This is a genomic window from Cellulomonas taurus, assembly GCF_012931845.1.
GTDB lineage: Bacteria > Actinomycetota > Actinomycetes > Actinomycetales > Cellulomonadaceae > Cellulomonas > Cellulomonas taurus.
Map to the genome: position 1 here is coordinate 1826035 of NZ_CP051884.1, position 20240 is coordinate 1846274.

19 protein-coding genes and 1 tRNA gene are annotated in these 20240 nt (G+C 72.3%); 4 read left to right on the plus strand and 16 right to left on the minus strand.

Going from position 1 to position 20240, the window contains the following annotated elements; genetic code table 11:
• Nucleotides 1-70 precede the first annotated feature (70 nt).
• The 14 genes from HGK68_RS08530 to HGK68_RS08595 form a co-directional block, all read right to left on the minus strand.
• A tRNA-Pro gene (locus HGK68_RS08530) sits at nucleotides 71-144 on the minus strand.
• A gap of 129 nt (nucleotides 145-273) precedes the next feature.
• Nucleotides 274-1995, minus strand: coding sequence for a carbohydrate-binding module family 20 domain-containing protein (locus HGK68_RS08535; RefSeq protein WP_169165577.1), 1722 nt, complete (start codon nucleotides 1993-1995; stop codon nucleotides 274-276).
• A 105-nt stretch (nucleotides 1996-2100) separates the two neighbouring features.
• Entirely contained in the window at nucleotides 2101-3321 is a 1221-nt protein-coding gene (locus HGK68_RS08540; protein WP_169165578.1) for an MFS transporter, read from the minus strand.
• A gap of 173 nt (nucleotides 3322-3494) precedes the next feature.
• Nucleotides 3495-4553, minus strand: coding sequence for a hypothetical protein (locus HGK68_RS08545; RefSeq protein ID WP_246260217.1), 1059 nt, complete (start codon nucleotides 4551-4553; stop codon nucleotides 3495-3497).
• Between the two features lie 27 nt (nucleotides 4554-4580).
• Nucleotides 4581-6104, minus strand: a complete 1524-nt coding sequence (der, locus tag HGK68_RS08550) for a ribosome biogenesis GTPase Der (protein ID WP_206155725.1) — start codon at nucleotides 6102-6104, stop codon at nucleotides 4581-4583.
• A gap of 438 nt (nucleotides 6105-6542) precedes the next feature.
• Entirely contained in the window at nucleotides 6543-7196 is a 654-nt protein-coding gene (locus HGK68_RS08555) for a lysophospholipid acyltransferase family protein (protein ID WP_169165580.1), read from the minus strand.
• The gene (gene cmk, locus HGK68_RS08560) at nucleotides 7193-7891 is read right to left on the minus strand and encodes a (d)CMP kinase (protein WP_246260219.1); all 699 of its coding nucleotides are present in this window, start codon (nucleotides 7889-7891) and stop codon (nucleotides 7193-7195) included. The genes HGK68_RS08555 and cmk overlap by 4 nt, the downstream gene beginning before the upstream one ends.
• A complete protein-coding gene (locus tag HGK68_RS08565; RefSeq protein WP_169165582.1) occupies nucleotides 7888-9006 on the minus strand; it encodes a prephenate dehydrogenase in 1119 nt (372 codons plus the stop codon). The genes cmk and HGK68_RS08565 overlap by 4 nt, the downstream gene beginning before the upstream one ends.
• On the minus strand, nucleotides 9003-9752 hold the full coding sequence (locus tag HGK68_RS16320) for a pseudouridine synthase (protein ID WP_343036863.1): 750 nt from the start codon (nucleotides 9750-9752) through the stop codon (nucleotides 9003-9005). The genes HGK68_RS08565 and HGK68_RS16320 overlap by 4 nt, the downstream gene beginning before the upstream one ends.
• A 434-nt stretch (nucleotides 9753-10186) precedes the next feature.
• On the minus strand, nucleotides 10187-10810 hold the full coding sequence (scpB, locus tag HGK68_RS08575; RefSeq protein ID WP_169165584.1) for an SMC-Scp complex subunit ScpB: 624 nt from the start codon (nucleotides 10808-10810) through the stop codon (nucleotides 10187-10189).
• On the minus strand, nucleotides 10803-11660 hold the full coding sequence (locus HGK68_RS08580; RefSeq protein WP_169165585.1) for a segregation and condensation protein A: 858 nt from the start codon (nucleotides 11658-11660) through the stop codon (nucleotides 10803-10805). Before HGK68_RS08580 ends, scpB begins: the two co-directional genes overlap by 8 nt.
• Nucleotides 11644-12522 carry a ParA family protein gene (locus tag HGK68_RS08585; RefSeq protein WP_169165586.1) on the minus strand — a complete coding sequence of 293 codons (879 nt, stop codon included), beginning with the start codon at nucleotides 12520-12522 and terminating at the stop codon, nucleotides 11644-11646. Before HGK68_RS08585 ends, HGK68_RS08580 begins: the two co-directional genes overlap by 17 nt.
• Nucleotides 12523-12531: 9 nt before the next feature.
• On the minus strand, nucleotides 12532-13494 hold the full coding sequence (gene xerD / locus HGK68_RS08590; RefSeq protein WP_169165587.1) for a site-specific tyrosine recombinase XerD: 963 nt from the start codon (nucleotides 13492-13494) through the stop codon (nucleotides 12532-12534).
• Between the two features lie 22 nt (nucleotides 13495-13516).
• Entirely contained in the window at nucleotides 13517-14482 is a 966-nt protein-coding gene (locus HGK68_RS08595) for a heme o synthase (protein ID WP_425483677.1), read from the minus strand.
• 303 nt (nucleotides 14483-14785) lie between these two features.
• Here HGK68_RS08595 and tal point away from each other — a divergent pair, with 303 nt between their 5' ends.
• The 4 genes from tal to pgl are packed head-to-tail and all read left to right on the plus strand — an operon-like array spanning nucleotide 14786 to nucleotide 19138.
• On the plus strand, nucleotides 14786-15916 hold the full coding sequence (gene tal / locus HGK68_RS08600; protein WP_169165589.1) for a transaldolase: 1131 nt from the start codon (nucleotides 14786-14788) through the stop codon (nucleotides 15914-15916).
• Nucleotides 15913-17454 carry a glucose-6-phosphate dehydrogenase gene (zwf, locus tag HGK68_RS08605; RefSeq protein WP_169165590.1) on the plus strand — a complete coding sequence of 514 codons (1542 nt, stop codon included), beginning with the start codon at nucleotides 15913-15915 and terminating at the stop codon, nucleotides 17452-17454. Before tal ends, zwf begins: the two co-directional genes overlap by 4 nt.
• The gene (locus HGK68_RS08610; RefSeq protein WP_169165591.1) at nucleotides 17451-18374 is read left to right on the plus strand and encodes a glucose-6-phosphate dehydrogenase assembly protein OpcA; all 924 of its coding nucleotides are present in this window, start codon (nucleotides 17451-17453) and stop codon (nucleotides 18372-18374) included. The genes zwf and HGK68_RS08610 overlap by 4 nt, the downstream gene beginning before the upstream one ends.
• Complete coding sequence (gene pgl / locus HGK68_RS08615) at nucleotides 18371-19138, plus strand: 6-phosphogluconolactonase (protein WP_169165592.1); 768 nt, start codon at nucleotides 18371-18373, stop codon at nucleotides 19136-19138. The genes HGK68_RS08610 and pgl overlap by 4 nt, the downstream gene beginning before the upstream one ends.
• Nucleotides 19139-19570: 432 nt before the next feature.
• Here the strand turns inward: pgl and HGK68_RS08620 are convergent, their stop codons facing one another.
• A complete protein-coding gene (locus tag HGK68_RS08620) occupies nucleotides 19571-19918 on the minus strand; it encodes an RNA polymerase-binding protein RbpA (protein WP_169165593.1) in 348 nt (115 codons plus the stop codon).
• Between the two features lie 4 nt (nucleotides 19919-19922).
• A complete protein-coding gene (gene secG, locus HGK68_RS08625; protein ID WP_169165594.1) occupies nucleotides 19923-20165 on the minus strand; it encodes a preprotein translocase subunit SecG in 243 nt (80 codons plus the stop codon).
• Nucleotides 20166-20240 lie beyond the last annotated feature (75 nt).

Below are 20240 nucleotides of genomic sequence, written 5' to 3' on the forward strand. Positions count from 1 at the left end.
CGCCGAGGCCGCACCCGTTCCACCGACGACGAAGGCCGCGAACCCTCGGGTTCACGGCCTTCCGTATCGGTCGGGCTGACAGGATTTGAACCTGCGACCCCTTGACCCCCAGTCAAGTGCGCTACCAAGCTGCGCCACAGCCCGATGGCCCCCGCAAGGGCCTCGCCAAGGCTACCCCATCCCCACCCGATGTCCCGCATCGGCGCACCAGTGACCAGCACCACCGTGGCCGGCCCCGGGTGCGCGGGACCGGCCACGGTGGTGATCAGAGGGTCAGGACCTCCAGGTGTCGTTGAGCGTGAGCGACCCGTTGGCGCCGACGGTGGCCGTCCGGTTGCCGCCGGACTCCCAGGTCACGTTCCCCGACCCGTCCCGCTTGATGTACTTGTACTCGAAGCTGGTTCCGGCGGGCAGGGTGAGGGTGCCGGTCCAGGTCGGGTAGCCGGCCGAGGACAGGGCGACGCCGGAGGTGGGGGTCCAGTTGCCGAGGGCCGGGATCGACCCGACGACGTAGACGTTCTGGCCCCAGACGGTGGTGGCGTTCACCGCGAACGAGGTCACACCGTGGGCCGTCCCCGGGGCGCCGGTCTTCCCGACGTGCAGCGCCAGCGCCCCGTAGGCCGGGACGGTGGCGGTGAAGGTGCCCGACGCGCTGACGGTGTAGGTCACCGAGCAGTCCTTGCTGGCGATCACGTCGCAGTAGGTCCCGGCGGGCAGCGAGGTCTGGTAGGTCCGGGTGACGGCGGATGCCCCGTTGTTGATCGTGACGTAGCCCTTGCTGCCCCGGCCGAAGGCGATGTGGTTGCCGCCGTCGTCCCACCAGTTGGTGACCACCGTGCCCTGGACCTGGTTGTGGAAGCCGACCATCCCGGCGATCTCGGTCCAGCGCTGGGTGCAGGTCCAGGACTGGTTCGCGCAGTTCGCGTCCGGCACCGAGGTCGTGGTGGCGCCGGGCGCGCCGGCGTCCTTGTCGGTGAATCGGTAACCGGAGTACACCGAGGGTGAGCCGTAGGGGTAGGCGAGCATGAACGCGTTGGCCAGGATGTACTTGGCGCCCCAGCTCTGGTTCATGGTCTCGCCGTTGCGCTCGGTGTCGTGGTTGTCGACGAACACCCCGGCCTGTGCGGAGGGCAGCAGACCGTCGCTGATGGTCTTGAGCTGGGCGATCTGCCCGTCGAACCGTGACTTCAGGGTCCGGGCGTAGTCGAACTCGTGCACGTCACCTGTGCCGACGTACTCCGACTCGGTGATCGGCTCCCCTGCCGCTCCGATGACCTCCTGCACCCAGTAGATGTTCGGGTTGCTGAGCTTGGCCTTGATCGCGGTGAGGTCGGCGGCCGGGATGTGCTTGGCGGCGTCGATCCGGAAGCCCTTCACCCCGAGGCCGATCAGGTCGTTGAGGTACCCGGCGAGGGTGTTGCGCACGTACTCCGAGCCGGTGCGCAGGTCCTGCAGCGACACCAGGCGGCAGTTCTGTACCTGGTAGCGGTCCTGGTAGTTGGTGATGTTCGACCGGCAGTCGTTGAAGTCGGCGGCACCGTAGATGCCCGGGAAGCTGTCGACCCCGTACGACGATCCGGCGACGCCGACCCCGGACCCGCCGTCGGCGCCGGTGGTGTGGTTGATCACCGCGTCGACGATCACCCCGACCCCGGCGGACTGGCAGGTCTGCACCATCGCGGCGAACTCGGCGCGGGTGCCGAGCTTGCCCTCGATCTTGTAGCTGACGGGCTGGTAGGAGGTCCACCACGCGGTGCCCCGGATCGTCTCTTGCGGCGGCGATACCTGCACATAGCCGAAGCCGGCCGGGCCGATGGTGCTGGTGCACTCGGCGGCGACCGAGTCCCAGGTCCACTGGAACAGGTTGAGCACCACGTCGCCGCTGCCGTTGCTCGGCGCTGACGCGGTGGCGGGTGCGGCGATGCCGGTCAGGCCGGTCAGTGCGAGGGCCGCGGTGGCGAGCAGCGCGGCGGGTCTGAATCGAGAGAGCTTCATTGCCCCTGCTTTCGTCGGTGTCCGTGGACACGACCCACGCCCGGGCCTCATCGCCGGGGCGCCCGCCCTGCAACGGATTGCAGGACGTTGCGCAAAAGCTAGCCGCTAGGCCGCGAGTTTGTCACCCGTTTGCGCAACTTCTTGCAAGGACGACGATGACTGCCCGGTCGGCAGATGCGCACGCCAGCCGCAGGCGACCACGATCAGCGCCACCGCCGCCAGCACCACACCGCCGCCGAACATCACCGGGTAGGCCCACTCCCCCGACAACCACGACAGCAGCGCCGGCACGAAGAATCCGGTGTACGCGATCGAGTAGTACACCGAGGTCAGCCCGGCCAGATCATCCGGTCCCGCGATCCGCTGCACCTCGGACAGTCCCGCGACCAGGGCGATGCCGTAGCCGCCGCCGAGCACCGCCGCAGCGACGATCACGATCACCAGCGACAAGGTCGCCGCCGCCCAGGCAGCCAGCGACAGACCCGCCACGATCAGCACCAGCGCGACCACCGAGGCCCGCGCCGAATGCCGGGTGTCGATCCGCCGGCCCACGGACTGGATGCCGAACCCACAGCCCAGGGTGATCACGGTCAACAGCGCCGAGAACGCGATCGGCACCCCGCCCGAGTGCTCCCGCATCAGCCCCGGCAACACCGCGTAGGCCGACCCGACCGCACCGAACACCCACGGGGCCAGCGGCACCACGACCCGCCAGAACCTCCGGTGCCCGAGCGTCGGCACCCGCAGATCGTCCAGCAGTCGACCGGGCACGCTCGCGCGCGGATGGGTCTCCGGCACCCGACGCACCAGCAGCCAGCTCACCCCGGTCACCACCGCGTGCAGCAGGTACGGCAGCGCGGTCCGCCACGGCCCCCACTGCGCCAGCGCCCCGGCGATCCCCGCCCCGATCAGGAACCCCAACGTCAGGGCCAGCGAGGCTCGACGGGCCCCGGTGCCGGCCTCGGACAGCTCAGTGATCCAGGTGGTCCCGACCGCCATCGCCAGGCCGAGCGCCACCCCGGACAGCACCCGGCCCAGGGACAGCATCGCCACCGACGACGGGCCCACCGCCAGGATCAGCGACCCGACGATGCCGATCGGCGCGGCCGGGAGCAGCAGTCGACGGCGGCCGAACCGGTCGGACAGCGGTCCCCCGATCAGTAGCGCCGGGATGATCCCCAGCACGTACGCGCCGAGCAGCACGTTCACGGTCAGCGCGCTGTAGTGCCCGACCTCGCGGTACATCACCAGCAACGGCGTGAACTCGTTGCCGCCCCAGGCGATCGCGAACACCAACGCGGCGACCCGCCGCCAGTCGGAAAGCATGGTCCCTACACCTACGCCTCCGCGAGCCTCCCGCGCTCACCATCCCAAATCGTGGGATGAATCAGCCCGCCCCGCCCCACCGATGTCTTCGGCATCGAGAACCGGCACTCGTCGGGGCATCGGAGCGCGCCGGGCCTGGGTGTGCGGACAGCGGAGAGCCGACCGCGAGCCGGTCAGAGCTCGTCGGTGACCTCCGCCGGGTCCGGGTCCACGGGCCGACCCCTCAAGACGTCGAGCTCCGCCGCGACCAGCCCCAGCAGCACCAGGTCCACCGCGAGTCCGGTCACCGCACTCCACTGGTCGACCCGGAACAGGAAGATCTGGGTCAGCAGCAGGTTGACCAGCACCGCCCGCCGGAACCACTCGTAGCCCGCCGCCCGATCGGTCCCGACCCGGCGCAGACCGAGCAGCGACAGGACCAGCGACAGCGCGCCGGAGACCACGATCCCGGCCAGCGCCCAGTTCGGCAGCGGCGTCCCGGTCGACCACAGCACGATCCCGCGTCCCAGCGTGTAAAGCGTCGCGAGGCCGAGCACGATCACCGTCACCCGCGGCGCCCACCGCACCCGCACCACCCGGCGGCTGATCCCGACGATCCAGGAGGCCACCGCGCCGATCGGGTCGGGCAGCTCCTTGGCGTCGTCCTGCACCGAGTCGAGCAGCGCCCGCACCTGCCGCGCACCGGGCACGTCACCGGCCTCGTCCACCAGCGCCCTGGCCTGCCGCCGTGCCCGCTTGGAGAAGCCACCGGCCATCCCCGCGACCGCCAGGTCGACGGCGGCGGCCAGGACCTCGTGCGGGTCCCGCTTGCGCCGATGGATCAGCTCGGCGGCGAGCACCAGGAGCACGATCACGACGTAGATCAGCGCGGCGGTCGGCTCGTAGAAGTAGTCGTTGTCCGAGGTGACGAACTTGCCCACCTCGTCGATGAACAGCCCGAAGCCGATCCCGCCGACCACCGCCACCAGGGGTCGCACCACCGGCCCGGCGAAGGACAGCGCGGCGACCAGCGCCAGCGCCATCAGCAGCCCACCCCACAGGACGTGCGCGATGTGCAGCCCGTCGCCGCCGAGCTGCGGGAAGCCGGTCAGCGCCAGGGCGCCCCGGGTGACCAGGACGGTGAGCACGGTGATCGCCAGGAACCCGGCGACGTGCCGGGTCCCGGACGGATCGCGGGGCAGCCCGATGACCAGCAGCGGGTTACGACGGCGGAGAGTGTTCTGCTCGGGCACCCGTCGGATGATGCCACCTGGCGCTGATCAGCGCTTGCGCTTCTCCCGCACCCGGACCGAGATGCTGATCGGCGACCCCTCGAAGCCGAAGGTCTCCCGCAGCCGCCGCTCGATGAACCGCCGGTACTGGGCCTCCAGGAAGCCGGTCGCGAAGATCACGAACCGCGGCGGCCGGGTGGACGCCTGGGTCGCGAACAGGATGCGCGGCTGCTTGCCGCCACGCAGCGGGTGCGGGTGGGCGGCGACCAGTTCACCGAGGAACGAGTTCAGCTTGCCGGTCGGGATGCGCCGGTCCCACGACTCCAGCGAACGGGTCAGCGCGGGCACCAGGCGGTCGGTGTGCCAGCCGGTCTTGGCGGACACGTTGACCCGGGGCGCCCACTGGATCTGGACCAGCTCGCGCTCGATCTCGCGTTCCAGGTAGGGCCGACGGTCCTCGTCCATCAGGTCCCACTTGTTGTAGGCGATCACCAGCGCGCGACCCGCGTCGACCACCTGCTGGACCACGCGGATGTCCTGCTCGGTCAGCGGCTGGGAGGCGTCCAGCAGCACGACGGCGACCTCGGCCTTCTCGATCGCCGCCTGGGTGCGCAGCGAGGCGTAGAAGTCGGCGCCGCTGGTCTGGTGCACCCGGCGCCGGATGCCGGCGGTGTCCACGAACCACCACGGGATGCCGCGCAGCTCCACCAGCTCGTCGACCGGGTCGCGGGTGGTGCCGGCCACGTCGTCGACGACCACGCGGTTCTCGCCCAGGACCTTGTTCAGCAGCGACGACTTGCCGACGTTCGGCCGACCGACCAGGGCGACCCGGCGGGGACCACCCGGACGTGCCTCACCGTGCTGCGACACCCGCGGCAGCGCCGACATCGCCGCGTCCAGCAGGTCACCGGTGCCACGGCCGTGCAGCGCGGAGATCGCGTGCGGCTCCCCCAGTCCGAGGCTCCACAGCTGAGCGGCGTCGGCCTCGGCCCGCGGACCGTCGACCTTGTTGGCGCACAGCACCACCGGCTTGCCGGAACGACGCAGCAGCTTGACGACCCGCTCGTCGGTCGCGGTCGGGCCCACGGTCGCGTCGACCACGAACAGCACCGCGTCGGCCAGCGAGATCGCCACCTCGGCCTGCTCGGCGACCCGCGCCTCGATGCCGGCGACGTCGACCTCCCAGCCGCCGGTGTCCACCAGGGTGAACCGGCGACCAGCCCACTCCGCCGGGTAGCTCACCCGGTCGCGGGTGACCCCGGGCTTGTCCTCGACCACCGCCTCGCGACGGCCGAGGATCCGGTTCACCAGGGTCGACTTGCCGACGTTCGGGCGACCGACCACCGCGAGCACCGGGAGGATCTCCGGCTCGGCGTCGTCCGCGTCCGGGTCGTAGTCCTCACCCAGGAGTGCGGCGTCCTCCTCATCGAGCTCGTACTCGTCCAGGCCGACGCGCAGCGCCTGCTCGCGAGCCACGTCCTCGGCGTCGTCGACCAGCGGCACCGCGGTGGCCTCCTCGGCCTGCTCGGTGGGGTCGAAGTCGTCCGCTGCTGCGGCTCGGATGTCAGACATGGGCACCATTGTCCCCGATCATCGGCACTGCCCGCGAACATCGGTGATGATGTGCCCCACACCGCCCCCGCGAGGAGCGCATCGACGTCCTGCCAGGCCCAGCCCGACGCCCCCGAGCCCAACACCGGGCCGCCCTCGCACACGCACTCCCACCCGCGCCCGCACCCGCGCCGCACCCCCACCCGCGCCCGCGCCCGCGCCCCCCCACCCGCGCCCGCGCCCGCGCCGCCGAGACTACGGAAACTGACGCTCTTCGCCGGTATTCGCGACGATCTCGGTAGTCTCGGCGTCCTCGACGACCGTTGCCGCGCACACGCCGGAGGGTCGCGGGAGCTGCGCCCGGGCGGTGGCACATGGATGAGGTGGTCCCGCCGGGGCCGAGGGGCCGTCGACCGAACGCTCGGCCCGATCCCAGCTTCCCGCTCCGCGCGCCGGTGGTCAGTCCTCCGGCAGGCCGACGCCCACCTGCGCCAGGGTCCCCGCCACCAACCCGCTGAGCGCGACGCGTACCGCCTCGTTGGTCGCCGCCACCGACTCGCGCTTACTCATGCCGGCGGCGCGCACCGGGGTGATCGGCGCACCGAACCGCACCCAGAGCCGCCGCCGGAACCCCGGGATGTGGTTGACGCCCTCGCCGGTGCGCCGGGTGCCGAGCACCGCGACCGGGACCACCGGGGCGTCGCCGTTGACCGCCAGCCAGGACACCCCCGCGCGGGCGGAGGCGGCGTCGCCGCGACCCCGGTTGCCCTCGGGGAACACCCCGACCGCACCGCCACGGTGCAGCACCTCCAGCCCGGCGACCAGCGCGCTGCGCCCGCCACCGGTGCGGTCGACCGGGATCTGTCCGGCGCCGCGGAGGATCGCGCCGATCGGCCCGTGGAACATCTCCTCCTTGACCAGGATGTTGAGTCGTCGCGGTGCGGCACCGGCCAGCAGCGGGCCGTCGATCACCGAGACGTGGTTCGCCGCGAGGATCACCGGGCCGGTGGCCGGGACCAGGTCGGCGTCGAGCACCCGGGTGTTCCACACCCCGTGTGCGAGGAACTTCCCGATCCCGTGCGCCCAGCCCGGCATCAGCTTCACGTCGGTCATCGACGCTGCTCGATCACATCCAGCACCGCCTGGACGGTCTGCTCTAGGTCCAGGTCGGAGGAGTCGATGGTGACCACCCCGTCCGCCGCCACGGTGAAGGAGGCCACGGTGGAGTCGTCGGCGTCCCGGCGCAGCACCTGGTCCTTGGTGGCCTCGACGGCGGCGTGGTCGTCGGAGCCGTGCACCTCGCGCGCCCGCCGGGCCAGCCGGGCCGCCTCGGAGGCGGTCAGCAGCAGCCGGACGTCGGCGTCCGGGGCGATGACGGTGGTGATGTCCCGGCCCTCGGCCACGATCCCGCGCCCGCCGGAGAACGACGACGAGGCGGCCTGGGCGGCGATCTCGTCCCGCTGGCGACGGCCCAGCTCGGCGCGCACCTCCAGGTTGGTGGCGACGGCACTGACGGCGGCGGAGATCGAGGTCTCCCGGATCGCCTCGCCGACGTCCACGCCGTCGACGGTGACCGTGGGGCCGGTGGGGTCGACGCCCATCACCAGCGGCATCGAGCGCACCAGCTCGGTGACCGCGTCCTGATCGGTGAGCGAGACGCCGGAGCGCAGGGCCCACCAGGTCGCCGCGCGGTACATCGCCCCGGTGTCCAGGTAGGCCAGGCCGAGCGCCTGTGCCACCCGCCGGGAGACGGTGGACTTCCCCGAGCCCGACGGCCCGTCGATCGCCACCACCAGGTGCTGCGTCATCGCACCAACCTCCATCCGCGGGCCGTCAGCTCCGCCTCCAGGTGCGCCGAACGGGCCGGGTCGACGGAGACCGACGCCATGCCGACCGGTCGACCGGCGGCGTGTTCGAGCTGCAGTTCTTCCAGGTTGACCCCGGCGGCACCGACATCGGTGAGCAGCCGGGCGAGTTCACCGGGTTGGTCCGGCACCAGGGCGGTGACGACCGCCCACTGCCGGGGTGCGCCACCATGCTTGCCGGGGACCAGCGCGACACCGGCATTGCCGTCGGCGATGGTCGAGGCGATCCGGGCCAGCGCACCGAGGGCGACGTCCTCCGGCCCGGAGGCGTCCGCCGCATCGCCCAGTGCGGTCACGATGCCGTCCAGGTCGTCGCGCAGCGCCGCCAGCACCTCGCGGACCGCCGCCGCGTTCGCCGCGAGGATCGAGGTCCACAGCGCCGGGTCGGACCCGGCCACCCGGGTCACGTCGCGCAACCCCTGACCCGCCAGGCCCAGCGCCTCGGGCGCCGCCTCGCGCAGTCGGGCGGCGACCAGGCTGGAGGCCACCTGCGGCACGTGCGACACCAGGGCGACCGCGGCGTCGTGCTCGTCGGCGTCCAGGGTGACCGGCACCCCGCCGAGGTCGTTCGCCAGCGACCGCACCGCCAGCACCGCCGCCGGGTCGGACTCTCCCGAGTCGACGATCACCCAGGGCCGGCCCAGGAACAGGTCGGGCAGCGCGGCGGCCGGGCCGGAGCGCTCACGACCGGCCATCGGGTGCGAGCCGACGTACCGGGTCAGGTCGGCGCCCCGGGCGCGCAGCTCACGCAGCACGTAGCCCTTCACCGACGCCACATCCGTGACCACCGCCCGCGGGTGCGCGGCCAGCTCGGCCAGCACCACATCGGCGGTGACATCGGGCGGCGATGCCACCACGATCAGGCTCGGCTCCGGGTCCTCGGCGGTGGCCGGTCGCCCGGCGCCGACGTCCCGGGCCAGCGCGAGGGCGGTCCGGGAGGGGTCGTGCAGCAGGACGTCGACGCCGTGTGCGCGCAGGCCGAGACCGACGGAGGTCCCCAGCAGGCCGGTGCCGACGACCCGGACCGGCCCCCGGGTCGCCGCGGGGACCACGGTCACAGGCCGACCTGGACCATCAGCGCGCCGACCTCGGCCTTGGACAGCACTCGGCTGCGCCCCGGCTTGAGGTCACCGAGCCGGATCGAGCCGATCCGGGTGCGCACCAGGCGGGTCACCGGGTGACCGACCTCCTTCATCAGGCGGCGCACGATCCGGTTCCGGCCCTCGTGGATCACGATCTCGACCAGGCTGGCGTAGGGCGTGGCCTGCACGATCCGGGCGTCGACGACCTCGACCGGTCCGTCCTCCAGCTCGATGCCCTTCTTCAGCTTGGCGGGCAGCGAGGCGGGCACCCGGCCCTCGACGTCCACCAGGTAGGTCTTGAGCACGCCGTGCGACGGGTGGGACAGCCGGTTGGCCAGCTCGCCGTCGTTGGTCAGCAGGATCAGGCCCTCGGAGTCGGCGTCCAGACGGCCGACGTGGAACAGCCGCTCCTGCCGGTCCGGCACCAGGTCGCGCAGGGTCGGTCGGCCCTCGGGGTCGTCCATGGTGGAGACGACGCCGAGCGGCTTGTTGATCGCCAGCGTGATCCGGGAGCTGTCCAGCTGCACCCGCAGGCCGTCGACGTGGATCACCGACTGCGGCGAGACGCGGACGCCCAGCTCCAGCACCGGCTCGCCGTCGACGGTGACCCGCCCGGCGGTGATCAGGTCCTCGCAGGCGCGCCGGGAGCCGAGCCCGGCCTGGGCCAGCACCTTCTGCAGCCGGATGCCCTCGGGGTCGTGCACGTCCGAGGTCGGCTGCACCGGACGGCGGGGTGCGCGCGAGCCGCTGGGCGCATCCGGCCAGCGCGACCCGGGACGACCCACCGCGGGGCCACCGCGACCACCGGCGCGCACGCCGGAGCGGGGCGCCCCGGAACGCGAGGCACCGGTCCCGGCCCCGGAGCGACCGGCACCTGCACGCCCAGCCCCCGGACGCCCGGCGCCCGAACCGCCCCCGGCAGCGGGACGCCCGGCACCCGAGCCACCCGCAGCACCCGAACGACCCGCGCCACCGGACCGACCGGCAGCACCGGCTCCCCCGCGCCCGGCCCCGGCACCACGGCCGCCGGCGCCGCCCCGCGAGGCACCGCCGCCCGCCGCACCACCGCGACCCGCAGCACCGCCACGGCCCGCGGCACCGCCGCGTCCGCCACCTGCTCCACCCGTGCGGCCGTTGCCGCCCCGTCCTGCACTCATCACACGTCTCCAGTCGTCACGTCGCCCCTGCCGTCGAGCCCGTCCAGCTGTTGGATGGCACTCATCTCCGGCAAGTAGGGCGCGAGCGGGGGCAACTGATCCAGTGAGGTCAGGCCCATCCGCTCCAGGAAGTATCCCGTGGTGCCGTACAGCACCGCACCCGTCGCCGAGTCCTGTCCGACCTCGGCGATCAGCCCGCGGGTGGTCAACGTGCGTACCACGCCGTCGACACTCACCCCGCGGATGCCGGACACCTGCCCGCGGCTGACCGGCTGACGGTACGCGATCACGGCCAGGGTCTCCAAGGCGGCCTGGGTCAGACGTTGGGTCTGACCGTTCACCACGAAGCGTCCGACCACCTCGTGGAAGACCGGCGCGGAGTAGAACCGCCACCCGCCACCGACCTCGCGCAGCTCGAAGCCGCGGGGCCGTCCGCCGCGCTCGCCGCGGTACTCGGCGGCCAGTTCGGTGAGCAGTCCGGTCACCTCGGCCACCGGCAGCCCCAGTTCGGTCGCGAGCTGCACCACCGGCACCGGCTCGTCGGCGACCATCAGCACCGCCTCGGCGGCGGCGAGTGCCCCGCCGGGCAGGTCGTGCACGTCGACGCCCACGGTCTCAGTCATCGGTCACGTCCTCCAGGGCGTCGAAGCCACCCACGCCGTCGTCCTCGTCGTCGTAGTCGGTGCTGATCTCGCCGCCACCGGCTCCGGTCCATCGCACCGTCAGCTCGCCCAGCGGCACCACTTGGTCGAAGGCGACCGCGCCGTCGCGGAACAGTTCGAGCAGTGCGAGGAACCGGGCCACCACCACCAGGGTGTTCTCGGCGTCGGCGGTCAGGGCACGGAACGTCGCCACACCGCCGTGGTGCGCCAACCGGTCGGCGATCGCCAGCGCCTGCTCCCGGACGCTGACCGGCGGCGCGTGCAGGTGGCTGATGTCCACCCCGGGCGGCGGGGGCGCCGGGGCGAGCGCCTTGGCGGCCAGTGCGGCCAGCTCCTCGGGTCCGATCTGCCAGATCAGCTCGGGCAGCAGCGCCGCGTACTGCGGTTCCAGCTCGACGGTCCGCGGGAACCGGCGCCCCTCGTCCGCCAGGTGCTCGCCGATGTCCGCCGCGACCACCTTGTAGGCGCGGTACTGCAACAGCCGGGCGAACAGCAGGTCGCGGGCCTCCAGCAGTTCCAGGTCCTCGTCACTCTCCACGTCACCGGAGGGCAGCAACCGGGCCGCCTTGAGGTCAAGCAGCGTCGCCGCGACCACCAGGAACTCGCTGGCCTGGGACAGATCCCAGTCGTCGGCCGCCTTGATGTGCGCGATGAACTCGTCGGTGACCGCGGCCAGCGCGACCTCGGTGATGTCGAGCTTGTGCTTGGCGATCAGGCCGAGCAGCAGGTCGAAGGGTCCGGAGAACACGTCCAGGTGCACCTGGAACGCGCTGGTCCCCGCGAGCGGGGTGGTGTCAGGCGGCGTCGCCACGGGCGACGAGCTCACGGGCCAGCTGCCGGTACGCCTGCGCACCCGGGTGGGTGGGCGCGTAGCTGGTGATCGGCTCGGCGGCGACCGAGGCGTCCGGGAACTTCACCGTGCGGCCGATCATCGTGTGCAGCAGGTTGTCGCCGAATGCCTCGTGCACCCGGGCCACCACCTCGCGGGCGTGCAGGGTGCGCGGGTCGTACATCGTCGCCAGGATGCCGTCCAGCTCCAGGCGGGGGTTGAGCCGGTCGCGCACCTTGTCGATCGTCTCGACCAGCAGGGCGACCCCGCGCAGGGCGAAGAACTCGCATTCCAGCGGGATCAGCACCCCGTGGGCGGCGGTCAGCGCGTTGACGGTGAGCAGGCCGAGCGAGGGCTGGCAGTCGATCAGGATCACGTCGTAGTCGTCCAGCACGGGGCGCAGCGCCCGGCTGAGGATCGACTCGCGGGCGACCTCGTTGACCAGCTGCACCTCGGCAGCCGACAGGTCGATGTTCGCCGGCAGCAGGTCCAGCGACCCGGTGAGGCTGTCCAGTCCGGTGGGCCGGATGACGTCCTGGATCTGCACGCTGCGGTCGACCAGCAGGTCGTAGATCGTCCGGTCCAGCTCGTGCGGGTTCACCCCGAGGCCCACGGACGCGGCGCCCTGCGGGTCGAAGTCGACGATCAGCACCTTGCGGCCGTACTCGGCGAGGGCGGCGGCGAGGTTGATCGTGGTGGTGGTCTTGCCGACCCCACCCTTCTGGTTGCACATCGCGATCACCCGGGCCGGTCCGTGCGCCGTCAGGGTCGCGGGGACCGGAAAGTCCGGCAGGGGGCGCCCCACCGGGTCGAGTGCGTTCTCGGTCGTCTCCTCGCGTGCCACCAGCACAGCCTACCGGCGGCTGGGCGCTGCCTCGGTGGTTCGGCTCCGGCGCGCCCGCGGGTGACTGGTGGCGTACACCTCACGCAGGGTGTCCGGGGTGACCTTGGTGTAGAGCTGGGTGGTGGTCACCGAGGCGTGGCCGAGCAGTTCCTGCACCACCCGCACGTCCGCACCGCCCGAGAGCAGGTGGGTGGCGAAGGAGTGTCGCAGGGTGTGCGGGGAGACGGCGGCGGGCAGCCCGGCGCGTTCGGCGGCGGTGTGCAGGACGGCCCAGGCGCTCTGCCGGCTGAGCGGTGCCCCCCGGGTGTTGAGGAACACCCGCGACCCGCCACGGCCGGCGGTGGCCAACGCCGGACGGGAGCGCACCAGGTACGACTCCAGTGCCTCGACCGCGTAGGCGCCCACCGGCACCACCCGCTCCTTGCGGCCCTTGCCGAACAGCCGCACCGCCGCCCGGCCCGGGGTGAGGTCCAGGTCGTCGACATCCAGGCCGACCGCCTCGGAGATCCGCGCGCCGGTGGAGTAGAGCAGTTCCAGCAGTGCCCGATCGCGCAGCGGCACCGGCCCGTCGCCGAGCGAGGCGGCGTCCAGCAGGCGCTCCACCTCGTCGGTGCTGATCGCCTTGGGCAGTCGCTGGTCCTGGCGCGGCGGTCGGACGGCGCGCGCCGGGTCGTCGGGTGCCAGTCCTTCCAACACGCAGAACTTGTGCCAGCCCCGCGCGGCGACGACGGCCCGCGCGGCCGAGGTGGCGGACAGCGCCGCCCGCCCGTCGCTGCCCGTACGGATCGCCGTCAGGTAGTCCTCGACATCGGTCTCGGTCACCTGGTCCACCGATTCCCGTCCGGCGGCACTCAGGAACTCGAGGTAGCGACCCAGGTCCCGGCGGTAGGCGGACAGCGTGTTCCGGCTCAGCCCGCGCTCGACGGTCAGATGCGCCAGGTAGGCGTCCAGGGCCGCGTGCAGTGCCGCCACCCGTGCCCTCCTCGCGTTCGACTCAGAACGGGAGGAACACGTCCACCGCCACCGCGACGGACAGCAGCGTGAGGTAGGTGATCGACCCGTGGAAGACCGTCATCGCCCGCAGCTTGCCGCGCGAAGGGTCCTGGGCGCGACGGTACAGGCCGATGCAGGAGGCGAGGAACCACAGCCCCAGCACCGAGGCGACCACCGCGTACACCCAGGTCATCCCGGCCACCGGCACCAGCAGCAGCGAGCAGGCGATCATCGCCACCGTGTAGGCGATCATCTCCTTGGCGACCTTGGTCTCCTTGGCCACCACGGGGAGCATCGGCACCCCGGCCTTGGCGTAGTCCTTGGCGAACTTCATCGACAGCGGCCAGTAGTGCGGCGGCGTCCAGAAGAAGATCACGCCGAACAGCAGCGCGGCGGCCCAGGACACCCCGCCGGTCACCGACGACCAGCCGATCAGCACCGGCATGCAGCCGGCGGCACCGCCCCAGACGATGTTCTGTGGGGTGCGGCGCTTGAGGATCATCGTGTAGCCGATGACGTAAATCGCGATCGCGCCACCGGTCAGCAGCGCCGAGGGCACGTTCACCAGCAGCGCCAGCCAGGCCAGCGAGGCGACGGTCAGCACCAGGCCGAAGATCAGCGCCGCCCGTGGGGTGAGCTCCCCGGTCACCAGCGGACGCCGCTTGGTGCGGTTCATCACCTGGTCGATGTCCCGGTCCAGGTAGCAGTTCAGCACGTTCGCCGCACCGGCAGCGGCGGCACCACCGATCAGGGTGGCGATCACCAACCAGGCGGAGGGGAAGCCACCCTCGGCCAGGATCATGGTCGGCAGCGTGGTGACGAGCAGCAGCTCGATCACCCGGGGCTTGGTCAGCGCGACGTAGGCGCCGACGGTGCGCCGCAGCCCTCGCGATCGGGTCGCCTGCTCCGTCGAGCGGGCCGCGCTGGCGGTCGCTCCGGCTTCGTTGGCGCCGACGGCAGGGCTGATGGTGCGCACGCGGTCCGGTCCTCCTCGCGGGTGGTCGTCCCGTCATCCTACGCACGGCGGCGCTAGCAGAGGGTCCGCACCACCCCCCGGGACAGGGGTCCCAGAGTGTGATTTCCGTCCCGATCAGGGCCGGTCCCCCGCACAGTACCGGCCCTGACCCCGTGCCGCGTGTCCGACCACCGTCCTCGACCGGCGCAGCCGGTGTTCCCAGGATTAGGCTCGACAGGCACGTCCAGGGCGGATTCACGCCCCGGTCAGTCGACGTCCCGGCCATCACCGGGACCGGAATGAGGTGACTTCTTCATGGCAGGCAGCACCACGCCGCTCGACCGGCTGAGTGAGGCAGGTGTCGCGGTCTGGCTGGACGACCTTTCCCGCGAACGACTGCGCACCGGCAACCTGGCCGATCTCGTGGCCGAGCACCGGGTGGTCGGAGTGACCACCAACCCCACCATCTTCGCCTCGGCGCTGGCCAAGGGTGAGGCCTACGACGCCCAGCTCAAGGAGCTGCGGGCCGCCGGGTCCACCTCGGTCGACAACGCCGTGTTCGCGATCACCACCGACGACGTCCGCGAGGCGGCCGACGTGCTGCGGCCCACCTACGACGCCACCGACGGCCAGGACGGGCGGGTGTCGATCGAGGTCGACCCGCGCCTGGCCCAGGACGGTCAGGCGACCATCGACTCGGCGCGCACGCTGTGGTCCACGGTCGACCGCCCCAACGTCTTCATCAAGATCCCGGCGACCGAGGCCGGTCTGCCCGCCATCGCCGACGCCCTGGCGGACGGGATCAGCGTCAACGTCACGCTGATCTTCTCCCTGGACCGCTACCGCAAGGTCCTCGACGCCTTCCTGACCGGCCTGGAGCGCGCGAAGGAGGCCGGGCGCGACCTGGCACCCATCGCCTCCGTCGCGTCCTTCTTCGTGTCCCGGGTGGACGCGGCGATCGACCCCAAGCTGGACGAGATCGGCACCGACGAGACAGCCGAGCTGCGCGGGAAGGCGGCCATCGCCAACGCCCGTCTCGCCTACGGCGTCTACCAGGAGGTCATGGCCTCCGACCGCTGGGCGGCCCTGGCGGCGGCCGGTGCACACCCGCAGCGCCCGCTCTGGGCCTCCACCGGCGTCAAGGACAAGGCCTACCCGGACACGATGTACGTGGACGAGCTGGTCGTGGCCGGAACGGTGAACACCATGCCCGAGGCCACCTTGAAGGCGGTCGAGGACCACGGTCGCATCGCGGGCGACGACGTGGACACGGTGACCGGTACCCAGGAGGAGTCGCAGCGGGTCATCGACCGGCTGGCGGCGCTGGGCATCTCCATCGACGAGGTGACCGACCAGCTGGAGGTCGAGGGCCTGGACAAGTTCGAGAAGTCCTGGGCCGAGCTGCTCGACACCGTCCGCACCGGCCTGGACCAGGTGGCCGAGTGAAGCCGGCGAAGGTCAGCGCGGAGCACAATCCGCTGCGCGACCCCCGCGACCGCCGACTCCCCCGGATCGCCGGACCGTCCGGTCTGGTGATCTTCGGGGTCACCGGTGACCTGGCGCGCAAGAAGCTGATGCCCGCGGTCTACGACCTGACCAACCGCGGCCTGCTGCCCCCGGGCTTCGCGCTCACCGGCTTCGCCCGGCGGGACTGGGAGGACCAGGACTTCGCGCAGATCGTGCACGACTCGGTCAAGGAGCACGCCCGCACCCCGTTCCGGGAGTCGACCTGGCGTCAGCTCTCCGAGGGGATCCGGTTCGTCCAGGGCTCCTTCGATGACGACGACGCCTTCGACCGGCTGCGCCAGACCGTGGAGGAGCTGGACGTCGAGCGCGGCACCGCCGGGAACCACGCGTTCTACCTCTCGGTGCCGCCGAGCGCGTTCCCGGTGGTCTGCAAGCAGCTGGCCCGCTCGGGCCTGTCGGCGTCGCAGGAGGGCGCCTGGCGCCGGGTCGTGATCGAGAAGCCCTTCGGGCACGATCTGAAGTCGGCGCAGGAGCTCAACGACGTGGTCTCCGAGGTCTTCCACCCGGACGACGTGTTCCGGATCGACCACTACCTCGGCAAGGAGACGGTGCAGAACCTGTTGGCGCTGCGGTTCGCCAACCAGATGTTCGAGCCGATCTGGAACGCCAACTACGTCGACCACGTCCAGATCACGATGGCCGAGGACATCGGCGTCGGCGGACGTGCCGGGTACTACGACGGCATCGGCGCCGCCCGGGACGTGATCCAGAACCACCTGCTGCAGCTGCTCGCGCTGACCGCGATGGAGGAGCCGGTGTCGTTCAGCGCCCGGGACCTGATCGCGGAGAAGATCAAGGTCCTGTCGGCGGTCCGGCTGCCGAAGGACCTGGGCAAGCACACCGCCCGCGGTCAGTACGCCGAGGGCTGGCAGGGCGGCGAGCGGGTCGTGGGGTACCTGGACGAGGGTGGCTTCGACCCGAACTCCACCACCGAGACCTTCGCCGCCGTGCGGCTGGACATCGACACCCGCCGCTGGGCCGGGGTGCCGTTCTACCTGCGCACCGGCAAGCGTCTGGGGCGCCGCGTGACCGAGATCGCCGTGGTCTTCAAGAAGGCGCCGCACCTGCCCTTCGAGTCCACCGCAACCGAGGAGCTCGGCAAGAACGCCCTGGTGATCCGGGTGCAGCCGGACGAGGGCGTGACCCTGCGGTTCGGCGCCAAGGTGCCGGGCACCGCGATGGAGGTCCGGGACGTCACGATGGACTTCGGCTACGGCCACGCGTTCACCGAGTCCTCCCCCGAGGCCTACGAGCGACTCATCCTGGACGTCCTGCTCGGCGACCCGCCGCTGTTCCCGCGGCACGAGGAGGTCGAGCTGTCCTGGAAGATCCTCGACCCGGTCGAGGCGTACTGGGCCAAGCAGGGACAGCCGGAGCCGTACCGCTCCGGCACCTGGGGCCCGGCCTCCGCCGACCGGATGATGGAGCGTGACGGACGAGCCTGGAGGCGACCGTGATCATCGACCTGCCCAAGACCACCACCGGCGACATCAACAAGCGCCTGGTGCGGGAGCGGGACGAGGGCGGCGCCGTCGCCCTCGGCCGGGTGCTCACCCTGTTGATCGACGTGGGCGACCACGACCCGGAGGAGGCGATCGCCGCGGCGAACGACGCCTCCCGCGAGCACCCGTGCCGGGTGATCGTGCTGACCAGCGAGGGACCGGGCGCCGACTCCGAGCTGGACGCCCAGATCCGGTTGGGCGGCGACGCCGGTGCCTCCGAGGTCGTGGTGCTCAAGCCGTCGGCCGCGCAGGCCCGCCACCTGGACACCCTGGTGCTGCCGTTGCTGCTGCCGGACGCGCCGATCGTGACCTGGTGGCCCTACCAGGTGCCGCAGGACCCGGCGGAACACCCGCTGGGCACCCTGGCCCGGCGACGGATCACCGACTCCACCGAGTGCAGCAACCCGGCGGCCACCCTGCACGCGCTGGCGGCCGAGTACCGCGAGGGCGACACCGACCTCGCCTGGACCCGGACCACCCTGTGGCGCGGCCTGATCGCCGCCACCCTGGATCAGCCGCCCTTCGAGCCGGTGCAGCGGGCCGTGGTCTCCGGTGAGTCCACCCACCCGTCGGTGGACCTGATGGCCGCCTGGCTGCGGTGGGCGCTGAACTGCCCGGTGGAGATCGAACGGATCGCCGACGCCCCGGCGATCACCCAGGTGAAGCTGGAGCGCCGCTCCGGGGACATCGTGCTGGACCGCCCGGACGGCAAGACCGCCGCCCTGCGCCAGCCCGACCAGCCCGAGCACCGGATCGCGTTGCCGATCCGTCAGCTTCGGGAGTGCCTGGCGGAGGAACTGCGTCGCCTGGACGCGGACGAGGTCTATGGCGAGGTCCTGCGCAAGGGCCTGCCGAAGGTTGAGGTGAAAGCATGACCCGCACCGTGCTGGTGCATCCGGACGCGAAGGTGCTGGCCGAGGCCACCGCCGCGCGTCTGCTGACCAAGCTGATCGACATCCAGTCCGAGCAGGCACCGGTGCACATCGGCCTGACCGGCGGCACCGTGGGCATCGCGACCCTGGCAGCCGTCGCCCGCTCCGAGGCCCGGCACGCCGTGGACTGGACCCAGGTGCACCTGTGGTGGGGCGACGAGCGGTTCCTGCCGGACGGCGACCCGGACCGCAATGAGACCCAGGCCCGGGAGGCGCTGATCGGCGCGCTGGGCGATGCTCTGCCGGCCGGGAACGTGCACCCGATGCCCGCCCTGGACGAGGGCGCCGGGATCGCCACCCCCGAGGACGCCGCCGCCGCCTATGCCGCCGAGCTGCGGTCGCTCGCCCCGCAGGGCGCGGAGCTGCCGACCCTGGACGTGCTGATGTTCGGCATGGGGCCGGACGGTCACGTCGCGTCGCTGTTCCCGGGCCACCCGGGCGTCGACGTCACCGGCGTCACCACCACCGGGGTGCACGACTCCCCCAAGCCGCCGCCGCTGCGGGTGTCGCTGACCTTCGACGCCATCCACACCGCGCGTGAGGTCTGGGTGGTCGCCGCCGGTGCCGAGAAGGCCGCTGCCGTCGCCTCCGCCCTGACCGTGGGCACCCCGGCGTCCACCACGCCGGCCGCCCACGCGACCGGCACCGATGCGACGCTCTGGCTGGTCGACGCCGCCGCGATCGCGGACGTGGCCCCGCAGTCCTGACCCACCCCGCGCACACCCGGGCCCGACGCCCGGCCGCGCACGCGCCTCCCGCGCCCTGCGCCCGCCGCGCGTTGCCCGCCGAGATGACGGAAACCGACGCTTCTCGACCCTGAACGCGTCTTTTTCCGTAGTCTCGGCGGGCGCGGTGGTGCTTGGAGGGCCCGGGGGTACCCGGCGGGTCCGGGGGTACCCGGCGGGCCCGGACGTGCTTGGCGGGGCTCAGACCTGCTTGGCGGGGCTCAGACCTGCTCGGCGGGCCCGGAGGGTACTCGGCGCACCCGGGCGGGGCACTCCGCCCCCGGGGGCACTCCGGCCCGGGGGGTACTCAGGCCGGGGGGGCGCTCCGGCCCGGGGCGTACTCAGGCTCGGCGGCACTCCGCCCCGGAGCACGCGAAAGGCCCCCGCGCAGTGCGCGGGGGCCTTTCGCGTGTGTCAGCGGCCGCGGCGGGCGCGGAGGGCTGCGAGTGCCTCGTCCAGGAGGGCGGCGCCGTCCTCCTCGGTGCGGCGCTCCTTCACGTAGGCGAGGTGCGTCTTGTACGGCTCGTTGCGGACCGGCGACGGCGGGTTCGCCTGGTCCTGGCCACCGGGGAACCCACAGCGGGGGCAGTCCCAGGTCTCCGGCGCGTCCTGCGCTGCCTCGGCGGCGAAGCTCGGTCGCGTCTCGTGACCGTTCGCGCACCAGTAGGAGATCAGCACCCGCGGGGCCGCGTCGCCCCGCTCGGCCTCACCCATCGGACCCGCGCCGACGCGGGATCCCCGGATCGCGCTTCCGCTGGCCATGGTGTCAGCTCACCCGGGCGATCAGGGCGAGCAGCACGACGGTCAGCGCCCAGAGCAGGCTGACCCCCACCGTGATCCGGTTGAGGTTCCGCTCGGCGACACCGGAGGAGCCGGCGCTGCTGGAGATGCCACCGCCGAACATGTCGGACAGGCCGCCGCCCTTCCCCTTGTGCAGGAGGACGAACAGGATCAGCAGCAGACTCGTGGCCACCAGGAGGACCTGGAGGACGATGCGCAGGGCAGTCACGGGGGTGTCGTGTCTCTCGATCAGGGCCGACGGGGACGGTCGGCCGGAGGTGGAACGCGGCCCAGGGTAGGCGAC

Excerpts from the sequence above, each read along its gene's own strand:
- HGK68_RS08535 (WP_169165577.1), bottom strand. The coding sequence starts at position 1,995 with ATGAAGCTCTCTCGATTCAGACCCGCCGCGCTGCTCGCCACCGCGGCC.
- HGK68_RS08540 (WP_169165578.1), bottom strand. The coding sequence starts at position 3,321 with ATGCTTTCCGACTGGCGGCGGGTCGCCGCGTTGGTGTTCGCGATCGCC.
- der (WP_206155725.1), bottom strand. The coding sequence starts at position 6,104 with ATGTCTGACATCCGAGCCGCAGCAGCGGACGACTTCGACCCCACCGAG.
- HGK68_RS08555 (WP_169165580.1), bottom strand. The coding sequence starts at position 7,196 with ATGACCGACGTGAAGCTGATGCCGGGCTGGGCGCACGGGATCGGGAAG.
- cmk (WP_246260219.1), bottom strand. The coding sequence starts at position 7,891 with ATGACGCAGCACCTGGTGGTGGCGATCGACGGGCCGTCGGGCTCGGGG.
- scpB (WP_169165584.1), bottom strand. The coding sequence starts at position 10,810 with ATGACTGAGACCGTGGGCGTCGACGTGCACGACCTGCCCGGCGGGGCA.
- tal (WP_169165589.1), top strand. The coding sequence starts at position 14,786 with ATGGCAGGCAGCACCACGCCGCTCGACCGGCTGAGTGAGGCAGGTGTC.
- pgl (WP_169165592.1), top strand. The coding sequence starts at position 18,371 with ATGACCCGCACCGTGCTGGTGCATCCGGACGCGAAGGTGCTGGCCGAG.
- HGK68_RS08620 (WP_169165593.1), bottom strand. The coding sequence starts at position 19,918 with ATGGCCAGCGGAAGCGCGATCCGGGGATCCCGCGTCGGCGCGGGTCCG.